At 63.2% G+C, this 17,009-nt stretch carries 13 protein-coding genes; 6 read left to right on the forward strand and 7 right to left on the reverse strand.

Annotated elements, in window-relative coordinates:
* Positions 1 to 68: 68 nt before the first annotated feature.
* Complete coding sequence (locus U5A52_RS29160) at positions 69 to 1,397, reverse strand: aspartate aminotransferase family protein (protein WP_321915458.1); 1,329 nt, start codon at positions 1,395 to 1,397, stop codon at positions 69 to 71.
* A gap of 170 nt (positions 1,398 to 1,567) precedes the next feature.
* Between U5A52_RS29160 and U5A52_RS29165 the strand changes: the two genes are divergently transcribed.
* On the forward strand, positions 1,568 to 2,971 hold the full coding sequence (locus U5A52_RS29165) for a PLP-dependent aminotransferase family protein (RefSeq protein WP_321937154.1): 1,404 nt from the start codon (positions 1,568 to 1,570) through the stop codon (positions 2,969 to 2,971).
* Between the two features lie 9 nt (positions 2,972 to 2,980).
* Here the strand turns inward: U5A52_RS29165 and U5A52_RS29170 are convergent, their stop codons facing one another.
* Together U5A52_RS29170 and U5A52_RS29175 are read right to left on the reverse strand one after the other, a co-directional pair.
* Entirely contained in the window at positions 2,981 to 5,356 is a 2,376-nt protein-coding gene (locus U5A52_RS29170) for a DNA polymerase II (RefSeq protein WP_321937156.1), read from the reverse strand.
* A gap of 81 nt (positions 5,357 to 5,437) precedes the next feature.
* Positions 5,438 to 6,055 (reverse strand): LysE family translocator, encoded by a 618-nt coding sequence (locus U5A52_RS29175; RefSeq protein WP_321915455.1) that lies wholly within the window; start codon positions 6,053 to 6,055, stop codon positions 5,438 to 5,440.
* Positions 6,056 to 6,365: 310 nt separating this feature from the next.
* On the opposite strand from U5A52_RS29175, the gene U5A52_RS29180 reads away from it, so the two are divergent.
* Together U5A52_RS29180 and U5A52_RS29185 are read left to right on the forward strand one after the other, a co-directional pair.
* Positions 6,366 to 7,277: a lysozyme inhibitor LprI family protein gene (locus tag U5A52_RS29180; protein WP_321937158.1), complete on the forward strand. Its 912-nt coding sequence runs from the start codon at positions 6,366 to 6,368 to the stop codon at positions 7,275 to 7,277.
* Positions 7,278 to 7,595: 318 nt separating this feature from the next.
* Positions 7,596 to 8,276, forward strand: coding sequence for a VIT1/CCC1 transporter family protein (locus U5A52_RS29185; RefSeq protein ID WP_321915453.1), 681 nt, complete (start codon positions 7,596 to 7,598; stop codon positions 8,274 to 8,276).
* Positions 8,277 to 8,436: 160 nt separating this feature from the next.
* On the opposite strand, the gene U5A52_RS29190 is transcribed toward U5A52_RS29185, so the two are convergent.
* The gene (locus tag U5A52_RS29190; RefSeq protein WP_321915452.1) at positions 8,437 to 9,393 is read right to left on the reverse strand and encodes a cation diffusion facilitator family transporter; all 957 of its coding nucleotides are present in this window, start codon (positions 9,391 to 9,393) and stop codon (positions 8,437 to 8,439) included.
* A 98-nt stretch (positions 9,394 to 9,491) separates the two neighbouring features.
* A complete protein-coding gene (locus tag U5A52_RS29195; RefSeq protein ID WP_321937160.1) occupies positions 9,492 to 10,907 on the reverse strand; it encodes a basic amino acid/polyamine antiporter in 1,416 nt (471 codons plus the stop codon).
* Positions 10,908 to 11,199: 292 nt separating this feature from the next.
* On the opposite strand from U5A52_RS29195, the gene U5A52_RS29200 reads away from it, so the two are divergent.
* The 3 genes from U5A52_RS29200 to U5A52_RS29210 all read left to right on the forward strand — a co-directional run bounded on the left by U5A52_RS29200 (position 11,200) and on the right by U5A52_RS29210 (position 14,504).
* On the forward strand, positions 11,200 to 11,661 hold the full coding sequence (locus U5A52_RS29200) for a hypothetical protein (RefSeq protein WP_321915450.1): 462 nt from the start codon (positions 11,200 to 11,202) through the stop codon (positions 11,659 to 11,661).
* Between the two features lie 62 nt (positions 11,662 to 11,723).
* A complete protein-coding gene (locus U5A52_RS29205) occupies positions 11,724 to 13,148 on the forward strand; it encodes a basic amino acid/polyamine antiporter (protein ID WP_321915449.1) in 1,425 nt (474 codons plus the stop codon).
* Positions 13,149 to 13,313: 165 nt separating this feature from the next.
* Entirely contained in the window at positions 13,314 to 14,504 is a 1,191-nt protein-coding gene (locus tag U5A52_RS29210; protein WP_233271811.1) for an arginine deiminase, read from the forward strand.
* 179 nt (positions 14,505 to 14,683) lie between these two features.
* Here the strand turns inward: U5A52_RS29210 and U5A52_RS29215 are convergent, their stop codons facing one another.
* Both U5A52_RS29215 and shiA read right to left on the reverse strand, forming a co-directional pair.
* Positions 14,684 to 15,454, reverse strand: coding sequence for an IclR family transcriptional regulator domain-containing protein (locus U5A52_RS29215; protein ID WP_321915447.1), 771 nt, complete (start codon positions 15,452 to 15,454; stop codon positions 14,684 to 14,686).
* 96 nt (positions 15,455 to 15,550) lie between these two features.
* Positions 15,551 to 16,864 (reverse strand): shikimate transporter, encoded by a 1,314-nt coding sequence (gene shiA, locus U5A52_RS29220; RefSeq protein WP_321915446.1) that lies wholly within the window; start codon positions 16,862 to 16,864, stop codon positions 15,551 to 15,553.
* Positions 16,865 to 17,009: the final 145 nt, after the last annotated feature.

Consider the following 17,009-nt stretch of genomic DNA (forward strand, 5'->3'; position numbering starts at 1 on the left):
CTTGCGGCGTATTGCCAAATGAAAGCAGGCGGAAAGCCGGCGCGAGCGATGGCTCGCGCTTTAGCGCATTACTGCACCGTGGCCAGCACGTCGCGCACCGTGCCGAACAGGCGCGCGATTTCCTCTTCCGTCACGATGAGCGGCGGCGAGAACGCGAGAATGTCGCCCGTGAAGCGGATCAGCACACCTGCCTCGAAGCACTTCACGAAAACCTCGTAAGCGCGCGCGCCCGGCGCGCCGTCACGCGAATTGAGTTCGATGCCGGCAACGAGGCCGAGATTGCGCACATCCTTGACATGCTTTTCGCCGCGCAGCGCGTGTGCGGCGGCCTCGAACTTCGGCGCGAGTGCGTTGGCGCGCTCGAACAGCCCCTCACGGCGATACAGATCCTGCGTCGCGATCGCGGCGGCGGCGGCGAGCGGGTGCGCCGAATAGGTGTATCCGTGGAACAGCTCGATTGCGCCTTGCGCGCCGGCGTTCACGATCGTGTCGTGAATCGTGCGGCTCGCGGCCACGCCGCCCATCGGCACGGCGGCGTTGTTGATCGCCTTGGCCATTGTGATGATGTCGGGCGTGACGCCGAAGTACTCGCTGGCCGTGGCCTTGCCGAGGCGTCCGAAGCCCGTGATGACTTCGTCGAAAATCAGCAGGATGCCGTGCTTCGTGCAGATCTCGCGCAGACGCTGCAGGTAGCCCTGCGGCGGAATCAGCACGCCGGTCGAACCCGCCACGGGCTCGACGATCACGGCGGCGATGGTCGAAGCGTCGTGCAGCGCGACGATGCGCTCGAGGTCTTCGGCGAGGTGCGCGCCCCAGCCCGGCTGGCCCTTCGAGAACGCGTTGTGTTCGAGATCGTGCGTGTGCGGCAGATGATCGACGGCAGGCAGCAGCTGGCCCGAAAACGCCTTGCGATTCGGCCCGATGCCGCCCACCGAGATGCCGCCGAAGCCCACGCCGTGATAGCCGCGCTCACGGCCGATCAGCTTGGTGCGCTGGCCTTCGCCGCGTGCGCGATGGTAGGCGAGTGCGATCTTCAACGCGGTGTCGACCGACTCCGAGCCGGAATTCGTGAAGAACACGCGGTCGAGCCCGGCCGGCATGATCTCGGCAACCTTCTGCGCGGCTTCGAACGCAAGCGGGTGGCCCATCTGGAAGGTGGGGGCGAAGTCGAGCTTGGCGGCCTGCTGGGCAATCGCCGCGACGATTTCCTCGCGCCCATGGCCCGCATTCACACACCAGAGCCCCGCGCTGCCGTCGAGCACTTCGCGGCCGTCGGTCGTGCGGTAGTACATGCCCTTGGCCGATTCGAGCAGGCGCGGTGCGGCCTTGAACTGGCGGTTGGCGGTGAAGGGCATCCAGAACGACGAGAGATCGTCGATGACGGGGCGCGAAGTCATGCGTGCTTCTCCTCAGGTGGGTTTGGCTCAACTGTAGCGCCGGGGCTTGAACCACGGCATAGACAGTCTCTATACTGATCTGCAAACCGTGCTGGACAATTCTCGCCAACTGTATTGGTCGGCGCCCGGGTCGTTCGGGTTTTCCCTCGCACTATACGCTTGCTTTTCCCATGATCGAACTCGAACTGGAGCGCGGCCGCGGCGCAGCGACTACGCTGGTCGAGCAGCTCGTACAGGGCTTCACGCGCGCAATCGATGCGCAAACGCTGCGCGCCGGCGCGCTGTTGCCCTCGGTGCGGCAGCTCGCGCAAACGCACGAGCTCTCCACCTATACAGTGACCGAGGCGTACAACCGTCTCGTTTCGATGGGCTTCGTGGTCGCGCGGCGCGGCTCGGGCTATCGCGTGGCGCCTCGCAACGAGTCGGCGCGGGCGAGCGCGGCGGGTTGGCAGCCGCCCACGCTCACGGCCACGTGGCTGCTCTCCGACGTGTTCGCCGATCATTCGGTGCCGATCAAGGCGGGCTGCGGCTGGGTGCCGGGCGAGTGGATCAACGAAAGCGGCCTGCAGCACGCCTTGCGCGCCATGAGCCGGGTGCCGGCCGTGCGTCTTGGCGACTACGGGCACCCTTACGGCTACGCGCCGCTGCGCGAGCGCATTGCGGCGCAGCTGGACCGCCAGGGGCTGCCTGTCGAGGTGTCGAACGTCCTGCTCACGCAAGGCGCGACGCAGGGGCTCGATCTGATCGTGCGCACGCTCTTGCGGCCCGGCGACACGGTGCTCGTGGAAGACCCCGGCTACTGCAATCTGCTGCAGATCCTCAAGCTCGCGGGGCTCACGGTGCACGGCGTGCCGCGCACGCCCGCCGGGCTCGACATCGAGGCGCTCGAGCGCCAGGTGGCCGCGCATCAGCCCAAGGCGATCTTCGTGAACACGACGCTGCAGAATCCCACCGGCGCGACGTATGCGATGTCCAACGCGTTCCGCTTGCTGCAGATCGCCGAGCGCCAGCGCATGTGGGTCGTCGAGGACGATGTGAGCCGCGAACTCGCGCCGCCGGGCGCCCCGCTGCTCGCCGCGATGGAGGGCCTGCAGCGCGTGGTGTACGTCAGCGGCTTTTCGAAGACGGTCACGCCCTCGCTGCGTTGCGGCTACGTGGTCGCCGAGCGCGATGTGCTGCGCGAACTGGCGCGCGCGAAGATGGCGGTGGGGCTCACGTCGTCGGCGACCATCGAGCGCATGGTCGACAAGGTGCTGCTCGAAGGGCGCCATGCTCGGCATGTCGAGCTGGTGAATGAGCGCCTGAAGGCCGCGCATGCGTGCGTGGAGGAGCGGCTGGATGCGCTGGGGCTCGAAATTTTCCACCGGCCGCGCGCGGGGCTCTTCGTGTGGGCGCGCCTCGCGATCGAACCCGAACGGGCGGGCGCGATTGCCACGGCGGCGCTGCGCGACGGCATCTGGCTCGCGCCCGGCTCCTATTTCCGGCCCGACGACGAACCGAGCGCATGGTTTCGCTTCAACGCGCCGTATTCGACGGACGATGCGCTGTGGCGATTCATCGAGCGTGCGCGGTAGGGCGCGTGTTCAGAACAAGCTCTGCTGCCCCGACATCAGCGTGTCGAAATCCTCGCGCAGGAACGGCAGAATCGCGTCCGCGACCGGCTGTAGCTGGCGGCTCACATAGAATGCGTAGTCGAGCGGCGAGCTCAGCGTTTCGAGCGGCTCGGGCCCGGCCGTCGTCATCACGTAGCTGATCCAGCCGCCGTTCTGATACTGGAGCGGACGGCCTTTCGCGCGATTGAACTCGTCCGCGACGCGCGCGGCCCGCACGTGCGGCGGCACGTTGCGCTGGTACTCGACGAGCGGCCGGCGCAAGCGCTTGCGGTAGACGAGTTGGTCGTCCAGTTCGCCATTGAGCGTGCGCCGCACGTAGTCGCGGATGTACTCCACATAGGGCTCGCGCTGGAAAATGCGCCGGTACAGTTCGCGCTGGAACTCCTGTGCGAGCGGCGTCCAGTCGGTGCGCACGGTTTCGAGGCCCTTGAACACGACTTCTTCGCCGCCGCTCTTCGCAAGCGTGAGCCCGGCGTAGCGCTTTTTACTGCCTTCTTCCGCGCCGCGCACCGTGGGCATGAGAAAGCGCGAGTAATGGCGTTCGAACTGCAATTCCAGGGCGCTTTGGAGACCGAAGCGTTCCCGCAGTTCGGCCTTCCACCATGCATTGACGTGCTCGACGAGCTGCTTGCCGGTGCGCGTGGCGTCGGCTTCGCTGTACGCGTGCTTGAGCCAGACGAAGGTCGAGTCGGTGTCGCCGTAGATCACGTCGTAGCCCTGCGACTCGATGAGTTGACGCGTTCTGCGCATGATCTCGTGCCCGCGCATCGTAATCGAGGAGGCGAGGCGCGGGTCGAAGAAACGGCAACCGGTTGAGCCGAGCACGCCGTAGAAGGCGTTCATGATGATCTTGAGCGCCTGCGAGAGCGGGGCGTTGTGGTGCCGCTTCGCGTTTTCTCGCTCTTCCCACACCTGGCGCACGATTTCCGGCAGACAGTGCTTCTCGCGGGAAAAGCGCGCACCAAGAAAGCCGGGCACGGACACATCGTCGGCGGGATCGCTCAAACCTTCGATGAGTCCGACGGGATCGATCAGAAACGTGCGGATGATCGACGGGTAGAGGCTCTTGTAGTCGAGCACGAGCACCGAGTCGTAGATGCCGGGGCGCGAGTCCATGACGAAGCCGCCTGGGCTGTTTTCGCCCACCACGTCGCCGATGTTAGGCGCCACATAGCCGAGCCTGTGCATCTTGGGCAGATACAGGTGCGTGAACGCGGCGACCGAACCACCGCTGCGATCCACGGGCAGCCCCGTGACGGACGCGCGTTCGAGCAAAAAGGCGATCAGCTCGGTTTTCTCGAACACACGCGTGACCAGTTCGCAGTCCTTGAGGTTGTAGCGAGCCAGCGCGGGTTTGTCTTCGTCGAAGCGGCGCTGGATCTCGTCCATGCGCTGATACGGGTTGTCGATGGACTTGCCTTCACCGAGCAACGCCTGCGCGACGTATTCGAGGCTGAACGACGGAAAGCTCCAGGTGGCCGAGCGCAGCGCCTCGATGCCGTCGATGATGAGGCGGCCCGCTGCGCCTGCGAAGAAGTGATTCTCGCGAATGCCGTGCTCGCGCCACTCCATGACCTCGCCGCCACGCCCAAGTCGCAGAGGCACGCCGGTTTGCTGCGCGTGCGCGTGCAACACGCGCAAATCGAACTGCACGAGATTCCAGCCGATGATGGCGTCGGGGTCGTGCTGTGCCATCCACGCGTTCAGGCGTTCGAGCATTTGCGCGCGGCTTTCGCAGTATTCGAAATCGAAATCGATCTGGCTCGCGTCGCCGTTTGCAGGGCCGAGCATGTAGACCTGGCGTTGTCCGCAGCCTTCGAGCGCAATGGAATACAACTCGCCCTGTGCGCTCGTTTCGATGTCGAGCGACACGAGTTTCAGGCGCGGGCGATAGCCGTTGGCGGGTTTCATCTCGCCGTCGAGCAGCACGCCGCTTGCGCTGAAGTCGACGGTGTCGCCGCGAAACAGCACGGGCGCGGTGATGAAGCGCTCCATCATGTAGCGGTCCGGCGGCTGGATGTCGGCTTCGTAGACGTCGACGCCCGCTTTGGCGAGGCGTTTCGCATGCCCCGCGAGGGCGCGATATTGCGGCGAGTAGAGCCCAAGCACCGGACGGTGCTGGAAGTCGCACAGATTGAGCGGGCGAAATTCGGTGCGTGCGTCGCCCTTTAGTGCGGCGCGGGCCGCAGCTTGCTGCGAGGCCGGCACGAATGCCACAGAGGGCTGGGGGCGCAGGCGCAACTGGCGCGGCCCCGCGTCGGTCGCGAGCCAGAAGTCGACCTCGGTGTGTTCGCCCGTATCGCGCCAATGGCGGGTGAGAATAAAACCCGCTTCAAACTCAGACAAAGTGTGACTCCGCCGCCCATGTTTCCCGGTTGCGATTGTAGCGGTTGAACCGGCGTTTACATCGAAAGGCGGCGGGTCGTATTAGCGCTGCAGCAGGTGCGCGAACATCGGATACAGCGAAACGATCAGCGAGAGCGCCATGGCGACGTTGAACAGGCGCAGCCGCCGCGGGTTCGAGAGAAAACGCCGCATGCTCGTGCCGAACGCGGCCCAGATGCAGATGCACGGCAGGCCGATCACGTAGAACAGGAAGGCCATCGCCATCGTATTGGTGCCGAAGTTCGCAGAAAGGCGGATCGTGGTGGCGGCCGTGAGCACCATCATCCACGCCTTGGGATTGACCCACTGGAACGCGATGGCTTCGTGAAAGCGCATGGGCCGGTGCTCGCCGCTCTTTACCTTGAGGTCGCCAGAGGTACCGATCTTCCACGCGAGATACAGCAGGTACGCAATGCTCGCGACTTCCAGCACGACATAGAGCGACGGAATATGCCGGAACACCTGACCAAGCCCGAAACCCACCGAGAGCATGAGCACGACCACGCCTGCACTAATGCCGAGAATGTGCGGCACCGTGCGGCGAAAGCCGAAGTTGACGCCGGAAGCGAGCAACATGGTGTTATTGGGGCCGGGCGTGATGGTCGTGACCACGACGAAGAGCATGCCGGCGGGCAGCGCACTGAGCATTTCGGGCAGCATGATGGGAGGGGCTCCGGAAAGAGAAGGCAGATTCGATGGAGATCAGTTTATCGACAGTGCGCGGTACAGTACCGGTACAGTTGTGAAGACGCTGAACAGTACGGCTTGGGGCGCGATGGCGCGGTTCGGCCGAACCCTTTAAGCGCCACAGCGGATGAGACTGCTTTGGTGGACTGAAACAAGAGCCGCGGTATCGTAGACGTAGTTGAGAAGTGGACAGGCCTGAGGGGTAGCTGCCAGCGTGCAATGTTGGCTATCCACTGTCGCGTCGGGTGATGGCTGGACGACTTCTCGCACACGGGAGAGCCCGATGCGTTCTCTGGAAGCAAGGCAGACCGCGACACGAAGCTTGATCTGGCGGCTTCTTTTCTGGATGTGTCTGGTTGCTCCGATGCTTCCCGGCTTTGCGCGTGGGATGGACTTCCGTATCTATTACCAACCCCAGCTCAAGCTGAAGATGATCATCGGGGAGGGGAGGATCGAGGACGGCGATGCCCGGAAATTTCGAGCGTTTGCGAGCAGGGCCGACCGCGATGGTGATGGACTGGTCGTATTCGTTTTAAGCAGTCCAGGGGGAAATGTTGAAGCGGCATTCCGTGTCGTCGATGCCATGGACAAAGTGCGCGTCCACACGCTGGTTCCGAGCGACGCCAGGTGTGCGTCCGCCTGTGCTTCCATCCTCTTTGCCTCAGGCGAACGCCGAAGTGTCCTTGGCAGCGGTCTGCTCGGGTTTCATAGTTGCTATCGGAAAGCGGGGCAAACCTATGCCGAAGACTCGCTTTGCAACGAAATAATCGCCGCGAACGCCATGCAAAGGGGCGTCAGTCACGCTGCCATCAATCGTTTCGTCAAGCAATACGGTGCGCAAGACATGGCATGGGTTCGGCGCGATGGCGCATGCCAGTCGCTTCAGGGGCTCTGCAAGCCAGGGCGGCTGGAAGCACAACCGGATGCAAAGGCCGCGTTGATGAGCAGTCTCGATTGCAGCAAGCTCATATCCATTCAGGCACAGCTTGTTTGCGGGGACGCCGAGCTTTCCCGTGTCGACAAGAGGCTCACTGAAATCTATAACCAACGGGTCAGTGTGTCGGCAAACAAGGCGCGGTTGCGAGCGGAGCAACGGACATGGCTTCGCGATGTTCGCAATGCGTGTAGCGATAAGGCCTGCTTGCTGCGCAGCTATCGACAGCGTATCGACGATCTAAAGGAGTCCCGATCTTGAGGGGTGGCGGAGACGCTGGCCGCGTGCGGGGATTTTCTCTATTGGCTTAATGCAGGACTGAAGAAAGCACCCCGTGGGACCCGCATGACGCACAACCGTCATATGGCAGAGCGTGACGTGCTTGCGAACGTCTACTCTGCATGCCATGGACGGCGCGGCCGCATCCAGACGGTCGCGGGCCTCCACCGATGGCCCCGGCGTTCCCGGTCCATCAAGATCGGGGTACCGAACTGCCGACTGTTTCATATACTTCTCGTAGCAACATCTCCCGTTGGCAGCTAGCGCAACGTCGCGTTGCCTATTTCGATTCGAGGCCATATGAGCACGATCATGCCGGCCGGACGCGCCGAGCCCGAACAGCGCGAGCCGATTCTCAATACCGTCGACCGTGTCTGCGAAATATGTTTTGGTCTGTTCATGGCATTGACGTTCGTCGGCGCCGTCAAGGCGGTCACCGCGGGCGAAGACGAGGGGTACAAGATGTTCTTCGCCGCGCTCGGGTGCAATCTTGCGTGGGGCCTCGCCGACGCCGTGATGTATCTCGTACGAACGCTCGCCGATCGGGGGCAGCGTCTGCAACTCGCGCAGACCGTCAAGCGCGAGCAGGACCCGTCGGTTGCCGTACGGGCGCTGCGCGATGCATTGCCCGAAAAAATGGCTACGCTCGTCGAAGATGCCGACCTCGAGCGGATCCGCGTGCGCCTCGCGGCAGCCCCAACGCTGCCGCCTCGGGCGAATTTCGTGAGAGGGGATTTCGTCGGCGCGCTTGGCATTTTTCTGCTTGTGGTCCTGGGAACGTTTCCCGTCGCGTTGCCGTTTCTCGTCGTCAAGGACGTGACAACGGCGCTCATCGCCTCGCGCGTGCTCACACTCGTGATGCTTTTCATCGCCGGCTTTGCGCTGGGGCGCTACACCGGCGCAGGGGCGATGAAGGCAGGTATCGCGATGATCGCGCTCGGCATTCTGCTGACAATGGCCATTATCAAGCTGGGCGGCTAACCGTCGCGACTTTGGCCGACCTGATCCTGCCTGGCGGCGGCGCAGGCATGCCATCGTAGTGGGTGCCGGGACGGATGCGGCACGCCGTTTCGTACTGAAGGGCACGACGCGAGCGCGTAGCCGGGTTGAGCGCGCAGATCGCGCGCTGGTGAAGCGCGCGTTATCCAGGCTGGCGTCCGTCTTCCCAACGCGGGTCCGCGGTGATCTGCATGGTGAGCCGGTTCTCCAGCGGATTCGTGCTGAGCGTTTCCCATATTCGTTCGCGCAATCTGTCCTGCGAAGCGAGATCGCTTAACGCGGACGTTGCGCCGACAAGCACGCTGATTTCGACAAAATTACGCCGGCCCGCCTGGATGACGTGCGTGTGATGGCGCAGAATGCCAAGCTCGCGTTCGAGCTTTGAAAGCGTTTTCTCGATCTCCGAGCGCGGATTGTTCTCTTCGGGGCTCATGTGCAGCAATTCAGCAAAGCTCGTGCGCACGATTTTCACAGGCGCGGAGAGAAATATCAGCGACAGCCCCGCGGTCATTGCACTGTCGACATAGCGCGCCCAGAGATAGTGAACGCTTTCGGGCAAGATCGAATAGACGAAAAAGCCGAGCAGCGTGGCCGCACTGAACGCGAATTTCATGATCCATTTCCAGCCGTCGGTTTTGAGCAGCTTGGAATTGATCTGCGCGGCCGCGCGTTTTTTATAGACCACCATGGCCAGGCAGATCACGCAACTCGCGAGGCTGATCAGCATGACGCCGCGTGCATTCACGACGTGGCCGCCCGAGCGGATCCCCTCAATCCCGTTCACGAGGCCATACACGCAAACGAGCAGCATCATGAGTCCGTTTATGCCATTCACGAGCGGCTCGAGAAACCAATATCCATATTCGAAGCGGGTCGTCGCGGGCCGGCTGACCACGGTGGCCGCGAGCAATCCGAGCGCGGAACTCACGAGGTTGAGCAGATAGAAAATGGCGGTCAGCAGCAGCGTGTCGGACTGCACGAAGAAGCCATAGCCGATGTTGGCCGCGAAACCGAGGCACACGACGTAAATGGAAACTTTCATCGCGCGCTGCTCGACCGCTGCGAGTTGCGCCTTGCGGAGCGCGTAGCTGATAGGCATGGTTCCTCGCTGTCGAACGTTGGAACGTTTGAATGGCGGCGGTGAGGCGAAAAGCAGTCAGGAGACCGACGGATGCGGGCAGGCGCAACGGTGAGCGGCTAACGCCAGGCCGAGGCGCTCAGCCCGAAGATCGCAACGAGTCCGCCGCCCATCACCACGAGAAATGCGCACCACTCGGGCCGGGAAAAGAGCGCCTGGCCGCGCTCGCGCCGCGCCCACATGTAGAGCAGGCTGCCGGGTCCATATAAGAGCGCGGACATGACGAGCAGTTCCACCCCGCAAGCGTAAAGCAGGAACAGCGTATAAATCGTGGCGATGCCCGCTGTGGCATAGCTCTGTGCGCGCTTTCTCGCACTCATGGCCGATTCCGGGAGCGCACGGATCGCCTTGAGCCCGAAGGTCGCCACGAAAAAATAAGGGATGAGCGCCATGGCGCTCGTGAGGCGCAGCATGAGCGAGAACGCGTCGGTGGACCAGTACGTGCTGATGACGAAGCCCTGCACCACGCTGCTCGTGAGCCATATTGCGGCGGTGGGAAGCTGCCGCGCGTTGCGGCGCGCGAAGATGGCGGGCATGGCGTTCGCTTTCGCGCTGGCATACAGCACTTCCGCGCAGATCAGCGACCATGCAAGGTAAGCGCCGAGCACGGAGACGATGAGCGCTCCGCCAATGAACACCGCACCTGGCGAGCCGATCACGGCGCCAAGTACCGACGCCATGGAAGGTTGCCGCATGGCCGCGATGTCCGCGCGCATGAGATGCGCGTAGGGCAGCAGCGTGACGAGCACGAGCAGCAACAGCACGAAGGCGAAGCCGAGTATCGTGGCAGCGCCCACGTCGGAGCGTTTTTTCGCGTAGCGCGAATACACGCTCGCCCCTTCAATGCCGAGAAACACGAATACCGTGACGAGCATCGTCCCTTTAACCTGCGTGGAAAGCCGCCCGGCACTTTCCGCGAGATTGTTCGTGAATGGCTCCGCGCTTGCGTAGACACTCAAAATACCGATAAAAACGAAAATCGGCAAAATCTTCACGACAGTAAGAATCGCATTGATGAGCGTGGCCTGCTGAATGCCCCGCAAAAGCATCCAGTGAAATGCCCAAATGCCGACCGACGAAACCGCAATGGCAATCGGCGTATTGCCGTTTCCAAATGCCGGCACGAATGCGCCGAGCGTGGATTTGATCAGCACCCAATAGGAGACGTTGCCAAAGCAACCGGCCATCCAGTAGCCGAACGCGGAGAGGAAGCCGGCGTAGCCGCCAAAGCCGTCGCGTGCATAGGCAAAGATGCCGGAGTCGAGGTCGGGCCGGATTTCCGCAAGCAGCTGGAAGACGCGGGCCAGCATATACATGCCGCCTCCCGCAATGCACCATGAGACAACGGCGGCTGTCGGGCCCGCTTCGAGCGCGAAGTTGCGCGGCAGCGAATAGATGCCCGCGCCGACCATGGACCCCACGACCATGGCTGTGAGTACCGGCAGCGACAACTTCTGGTCATCCGTCGATTTCATGTTCGAGCCTTTATCCGATCTTCGATCTGTCGTAATGCGAGCGCGGGAAATCGCGGATTGAAAATGCGCGCCACATTGAATTGCTGAACGATTCTCGAGCGAATGTCACGTTGAATGCATCATGTGCGAATCGTATTCCATAATGTTCGTCAGGTGTCCGGAGGATGGATGGCAAAAGGAGCGTCGCCGGGCACGTATTGGCTGAATGTTCGCTAATGAGTGTGCATGCAATCGTTAGCAAACAGGTCGAACGAATTGGCGAATCCGCAATGCGCCGCATCAGGGGAATGTCATGCGATATCTCGCTGCAGCACTTCTTGGCTCCGTAGTTGGCTCGCTTGCGCTTTCCGGCTGCGAGGCGCCCACTTCAGGTTCCACCTTCACGCCGGCTCAGGCGCAGCAGGTGTTCGTGGTCGAACTCGGAGCGGTCGAATCCGTGCGGCCCGTCACCATCCAGCCAGGTCCGACCGGCATTGGCGCAATCACGGGTGGCGCGCTTGGCGGCATCGCAGCAGGCAGCAACATCGGGCGCGGCACGGGTTCGGTTGCGGCGGGCATAGGCGGTGCTGTGCTGGGCGGCGCGGCGGGCAATGCCGTGGAGCAGCGCGTCACACAGCGCGCGGGCCTTGAAATCGTGGTGCGCCTGGATTCGGGGCAACTGATGTCGGTGGTCCAGGATGCGGATCAGCAGTTCGTGCCGGGCGACCGTGTGCGTGTATTGCTCGGCAACAACTCGGTGCGCGTGACCCGATGAAGTGAACGCAGGTGGGGTTGGTCTCTCGATAAAGCGAAGTTCTGAACAAAGCGAGGAAACCGATGGCCGATACCGAGCAGAAGATGAGTCGCGTGCAGTTGACCGCGATGGTAGTCGGGGGCATGGTGGGCGCCGGGATCTTTTCTCTGCCGCGAACCTTCGCCAATGCAACGGGACCGGTCGGCGCGGCCATTGCGTGGCTCGTGGCGGGCGTGGGCATGTACACGCTCGCACGCGTCTTTCAGTCGCTCGCGGAGCGCAAGCCGAACCTCGACGCCGGTGTGTTCATGTACGCCAAAGAGGGCTTCGGCGACTATCCCGGCTTCCTCTCCGCGTTCGGTTACTGGATCGGCAGTTGCATTGGCAACGTCTCGTACTGGGTGCTGATCAAGTCCACGCTGGGCGCATTTTTCCCGGTTTTCGGCGACGGCAATACGGTTACAGCGATCGTCGTGGCTTCGATCGGCATCTGGCTGTTTCACTTTCTCATTCTGCGCGGCGTGAAGCAGGCCGCGTTCATCAACACGATCGTGACGTTCGCCAAGGTCATCCCGATCCTGGTGTTCGTCGTCATTCTCCTGTTCGTATTCAAGTACGGGACCTTCCAGCTGAATATCCAGTCCGCGGCGCAAGAGGGCGGGCTCATCCAGCAGGTTCGCGCGACGATGCTGGTCACCGTGTTCGTGTTCATCGGCATCGAAGGTGCGAGTGTGTATTCGCGCTACGCGAAGGAGCGCGCGGACGTTGGGCGCGCAACGATCTTCGGCTTCGCGGGCGTGACGGCGCTCATGGTGCTCGTTTCCATGCTGCCTTTCGCCGTGCTGCCGCGCGCTGACGTGGCGGGCATGCGCCAGCCCTCCATGGCGGCCGTGCTCGAAAGCGTGGTCGGACCGTGGGGCGGCATCTTTGTGAGCGTGGGTCTAATTGTTTCCGTGCTGGGCGCGTATCTGGCGTGGTCCCTCATCTGTGCCGAGGTGATGTTCGCGGCGGCGCGCAATCAGGACATGCCGGCCGTGTTCGCACGCGAAAACGCCAACAACGTGCCGGCCAATGCGCTCTGGATCACCAATATCGTCGTGCAGTTGCTGGTGGCCAGCACGTATTTCTCGCGCGATGCGTTCTCGCTGATGCTCAACCTCACGAGTTCGATGTCGCTGATTCCGTATCTCTTCGTCGCGGCCTATGGGTTCATGGTTTCGAACCGAGGTGAAAGCTACGAATTGCGGCCCGAAGAGCGCAAGCGCGATCTCGCGCTGGCAGCGGTCGCTGTGATCTACACGTTGTTCATGATCGTTGCCGGGGGGCTCAAGTTCATCCTGCTTTCTGCGATTCTTTATGCGCCTGGCACCGTGCTGTATTTCCTCGCGCGCAGAGAACGCAAGCTGAAGGTTTTTCAGCGTACGAGCGACTGGGTCATTTTCATCGTGGCGGCTGTCGCGGCGATCGTAGGCGTCGTGGCGCTGGCCACGGGCGCCATGGCAATCTAATGAGAACGAGCGGAGATCGATATGTCCAAGGCAAAGGGCGGTGGGAAGAGTGAAAAGAGCGAGAAAGCAGATAAATTAGAAAAGGCCGCGAAGGGGGGCAAGGGCAAGGCGAAGGAAGACAGTGCGTTGGGGGTGTATTCCGAAGTCGGCCAGCTGCGCAAGGTGATGGTGTGCGCGCCCGGCATGGCGCACTCGCGTCTCACGCCGAGCAATTGCGATGAGTTGCTGTTCGACGACGTGCTGTGGGTCGACAACGCCAAGCGCGACCATTTCGACTTCGTCACGAAGATGCGCGACCGGGGTGTAGAGGTCGTGGAGATGCACAACCTGCTCGCCGAAACCGTTGCCGTGCCCGAAGGCAAGAAGTGGATACTCGACAATCAGATCGTGCCGAACCAGGTCGGGCTGGGTTTCATCGACGAACTGCGCAGTTATCTGGAAGGACTCGAAGATCGCAAGCTGGCCGAGACCTTGCTTGGCGGCCTGTCGATCTACGACTTCCCCGAATCGCACGGTGGCGCTGCGCTCAAGGTCGTGCGCGAAGCGGCCGGCTCTACTGAATATCTTTTGCCGCCGTTGCCGAACACGCTATACACGCGCGACACCACGTGCTGGATTTACGGCGGCGTGACGCTCAATCCGCTGTACTGGCCCGCGCGCCATGAGGAAACGATCCTGGCGGCGGCGATCTACCGTTTTCATCCGGACTTCGCAGGCAAGGTCAACGTGTGGTGGGGCGACCCCACTGAGGACCACGGCATGGCGACGCTCGAAGGCGGCGATGTCATGCCCATCGGCAACAAGACCGTGCTGATCGGCATGAGCGAGCGCACGTCGCGTCAGGCGATCAGCCAGCTCGCTGCCACGCTGTTCAAGAAGGGCGCGGCCGAGCAGGTGATCGTCGCGGCCATGCCGAAAATTCGCGCGGCCATGCACCTCGATACGGTTTTCACGTTCGCAGATCGCGATTGCGTGCTGATCGCGCCAGATTTCCTCGCGCGCACTCGCACCTTTACCTACCGGCCCAGCGATCACCCGGCGGGTGTGGAGTTGCATCAGGAGAAAAAGTCCTTCGTCGAGGTCGTGAGCGCCGCGCTCGGCATCAAGAAAATGCGCGTGGTGGAAGCGGGCGGCAACGACTACCAGCGTGAACGCACGCAGTGGGACAGCGGCGCGAACCTGGTTTGTACTTCGCCTGGCGTCGTGTTCGCTTACGACCGCAACACTTATACGAACACGCTGCTGCGCAAGGCTGGCATCGAAGTCGTGAGTATCGTGGGCGCGGAGCTCGGGCGTGGGCGCGGCGGCGGCCATTGCATGACGTGCCCGATCATTCGCGATGCGGTGGACTTCTAGCGTCGAAGTGCGAGGGGACCGTTGCGGGCGCAAGCAATTGCGCCGCGATGGTGCCGAATAACAGAAGTGGGCGAAGCCGGGTTACGGGTAGGCGGACAGCTACCCGTCCGGCGGCGGCGCGCGCTTGCGGGTGCGCACATGACGCGCACCAACGCAGCGCTAGCGCACGCTAGCCCCAGTCAAAGCACGTTGAGCATGGCGAGCGCGCTTTCCTGCAGATGCGGCAAAACGCGCTGAAGCGCGGCCTCCGGGCTTTCATCGCCCATCGGCATGTTGGTGCTGAGCGCGGCGACCACTTCGCCGTTGCGATTCCTTAGCGGCACCGCAATGCCGCGCACGCCCACCTGCAACTGCTGTTCGATGAGCGCATAGCCATCCACGCGCGCCCGCCCGATCTTCTCGCGCAGGCGCGCGCCGCTCGTGATGGTATGCGGCGTGAAGGGCGTCAGCTCGACCGTATCGAGCCAGGCGGAAACCGCTTCCTGGTCGGCCTCGTGCGCGAGCAGCACCACACCGGGTGAGATGAGCGGCGCGGGCACGCGCGCGCCGAGCACGAAGCCCGTGGTCATCACGCGCGAAACACCATTGCGCGCGATCACCACGAGGTCCCAGCCATCGAGCACGCTCACATAGGCCGATTCGTTGAGCGTCGCGCTCAACTGCTGCAGATACGGCTGCACGGTGCGCGGCAGGCGCGCCGAATCGAAATACGACCAGCCCACGCGCAACACGCGCGGCGTGAGGCCGTACAGCCGGCCGTCCGTGTACACATAGCCCAGCGATTCGAGCGTGAGCAAATAGCGGCGCGCGGCGGTGCGCGAGAGGCCCGTGCGCTCCGCGGCCTGGGTGGGGGTCATGCGCGCGTGCTCGCTGTCAAAGGCTTCGAGAATCGCGAGGCCTTTTTCAAGCCCCGCAATCCAGTCGCGCGGGTCCAGTGGCGGTTTCTTCATCGGCGAACAAGACCCTCTGCCGCAAGTTGCCAAATCAATGGAAAAAGCCGCAGGCGCCAAACGCCTGCGGCTCGCCAGCCTTCGATGCGCGCGCGCTCACGCCGGCTTCATGCGCGCCGCCACGATCAGCGAGATCAGGCAGCCAATCGCCAGATACGCGGCCACGAGGTGCCACGAACCGCCGCCAACGCCCACCAGCGCCACCGCGATGAACGGCGTGAAGCCGCCGCCCACCACGCTCGCGAACTGGTAGCCCACGCCTGCGCCGCTGTAGCGGTACTCCGCGCCGAACAGTTCGGTGAAGAGCGGCTGCTGTACGCTCACGACCATGTCGTGGGCGATGTTCGCGAGCATCACCGAGAAGATCACGATCCAGACCGTGGAGCGCGCTTCGAGCGCGAGGAAGAACGGCACGGCGCTCAGCAAGCCGATGACCGCGCCGATCAGATAGATGCGGCGCAGCCCGAGGCGGTCGGCGAGCCACGCGAAGCAGGGGATCGTCACGCAGCTGAGCGCGCCCACGAAGAGGCCGATGCCGAGAAAGAGATCGCGCGACATGCCGAGGTTGCTCGTCGAATAGCTCAGCGCGAAAGCGGTCACGATATACATCGTGAAGAGTTCGGCCAGACGCAGCGCGACGATATAGAGGAAGGCCTTCGGGTGACGCGTGAGCGCCTCGATCACCGGCATCTTGAGCTTGCGATGACCGTGCTCGACCTTTTCGACGAACTCGCGCGACTCGTCCATGCTCGAGCGCACCCAGAGGCCGATCAGCACGAGCACGACGCTGAACACGAACGGCAGGCGCCAGCCCCACGAGCGGAACGACGCCTCGCCGAGCAGGTGGCTCAGGATCGCGACAATGCCCGTGGCGAGCACGAGGCCCACGCCGTAGCCGACCTGCACGCCGCTGCTGTAGAACGCCTTCTTGCCGCGCGGCGCGCTTTCCACGGCCATGAGCGCAGCGCCGCCCCATTCGCCGCCGACCGCGAAGCCTTGCAGCGCGCGGAACGCGACGAGCAGCGCGGGCGCCCACAAGCCGATCGTCGCGTAGGTCGGCAGCAGGCCGATGGCCACGGTGGACAGGCCCATCATCATCACGGTGATCACGAGCATGCGTTTGCGTCCGAGCCGGTCGCCGAAGTGGCCGAACACGATCCCGCCGAGCGGGCGGAACAGGAAGCCCACGCCGAAAGTCGCAAAGGCGGCGAGGGTGCCCGTCGATTTGCTGACCTGAGGGAAGAACGCCCCGTTGAAAACCAGCGCGGCGACAATGCCGTAGAGCAGGAAGTCGTACCAGTCGACTACCGCGCCGACAAAGCTGCCGAGCGCCGCCTTGCGGGCCTGGCTGCGCGACGGCGAAAGAGGGGCGGTGTCGGGCGAGCCGGTGGTGTCGAGGCTTGGGGTCATCAGTTGTCTCCAGACTTTTGCGCATGTGCCATGCTGCGGTATGCGCTAAACGTGAGTCGCAGCATAGGGCGGCCCACGCTATCCGGCAATGCGTGGCGGCGCCGTTTTGCGCGATTATCGCCCAAGTGCGTGCGATTATCGAACG

Source organism: Paraburkholderia sp. J8-2 (assembly GCF_905220195.1).
GTDB lineage: Bacteria > Pseudomonadota > Gammaproteobacteria > Burkholderiales > Burkholderiaceae > Paraburkholderia.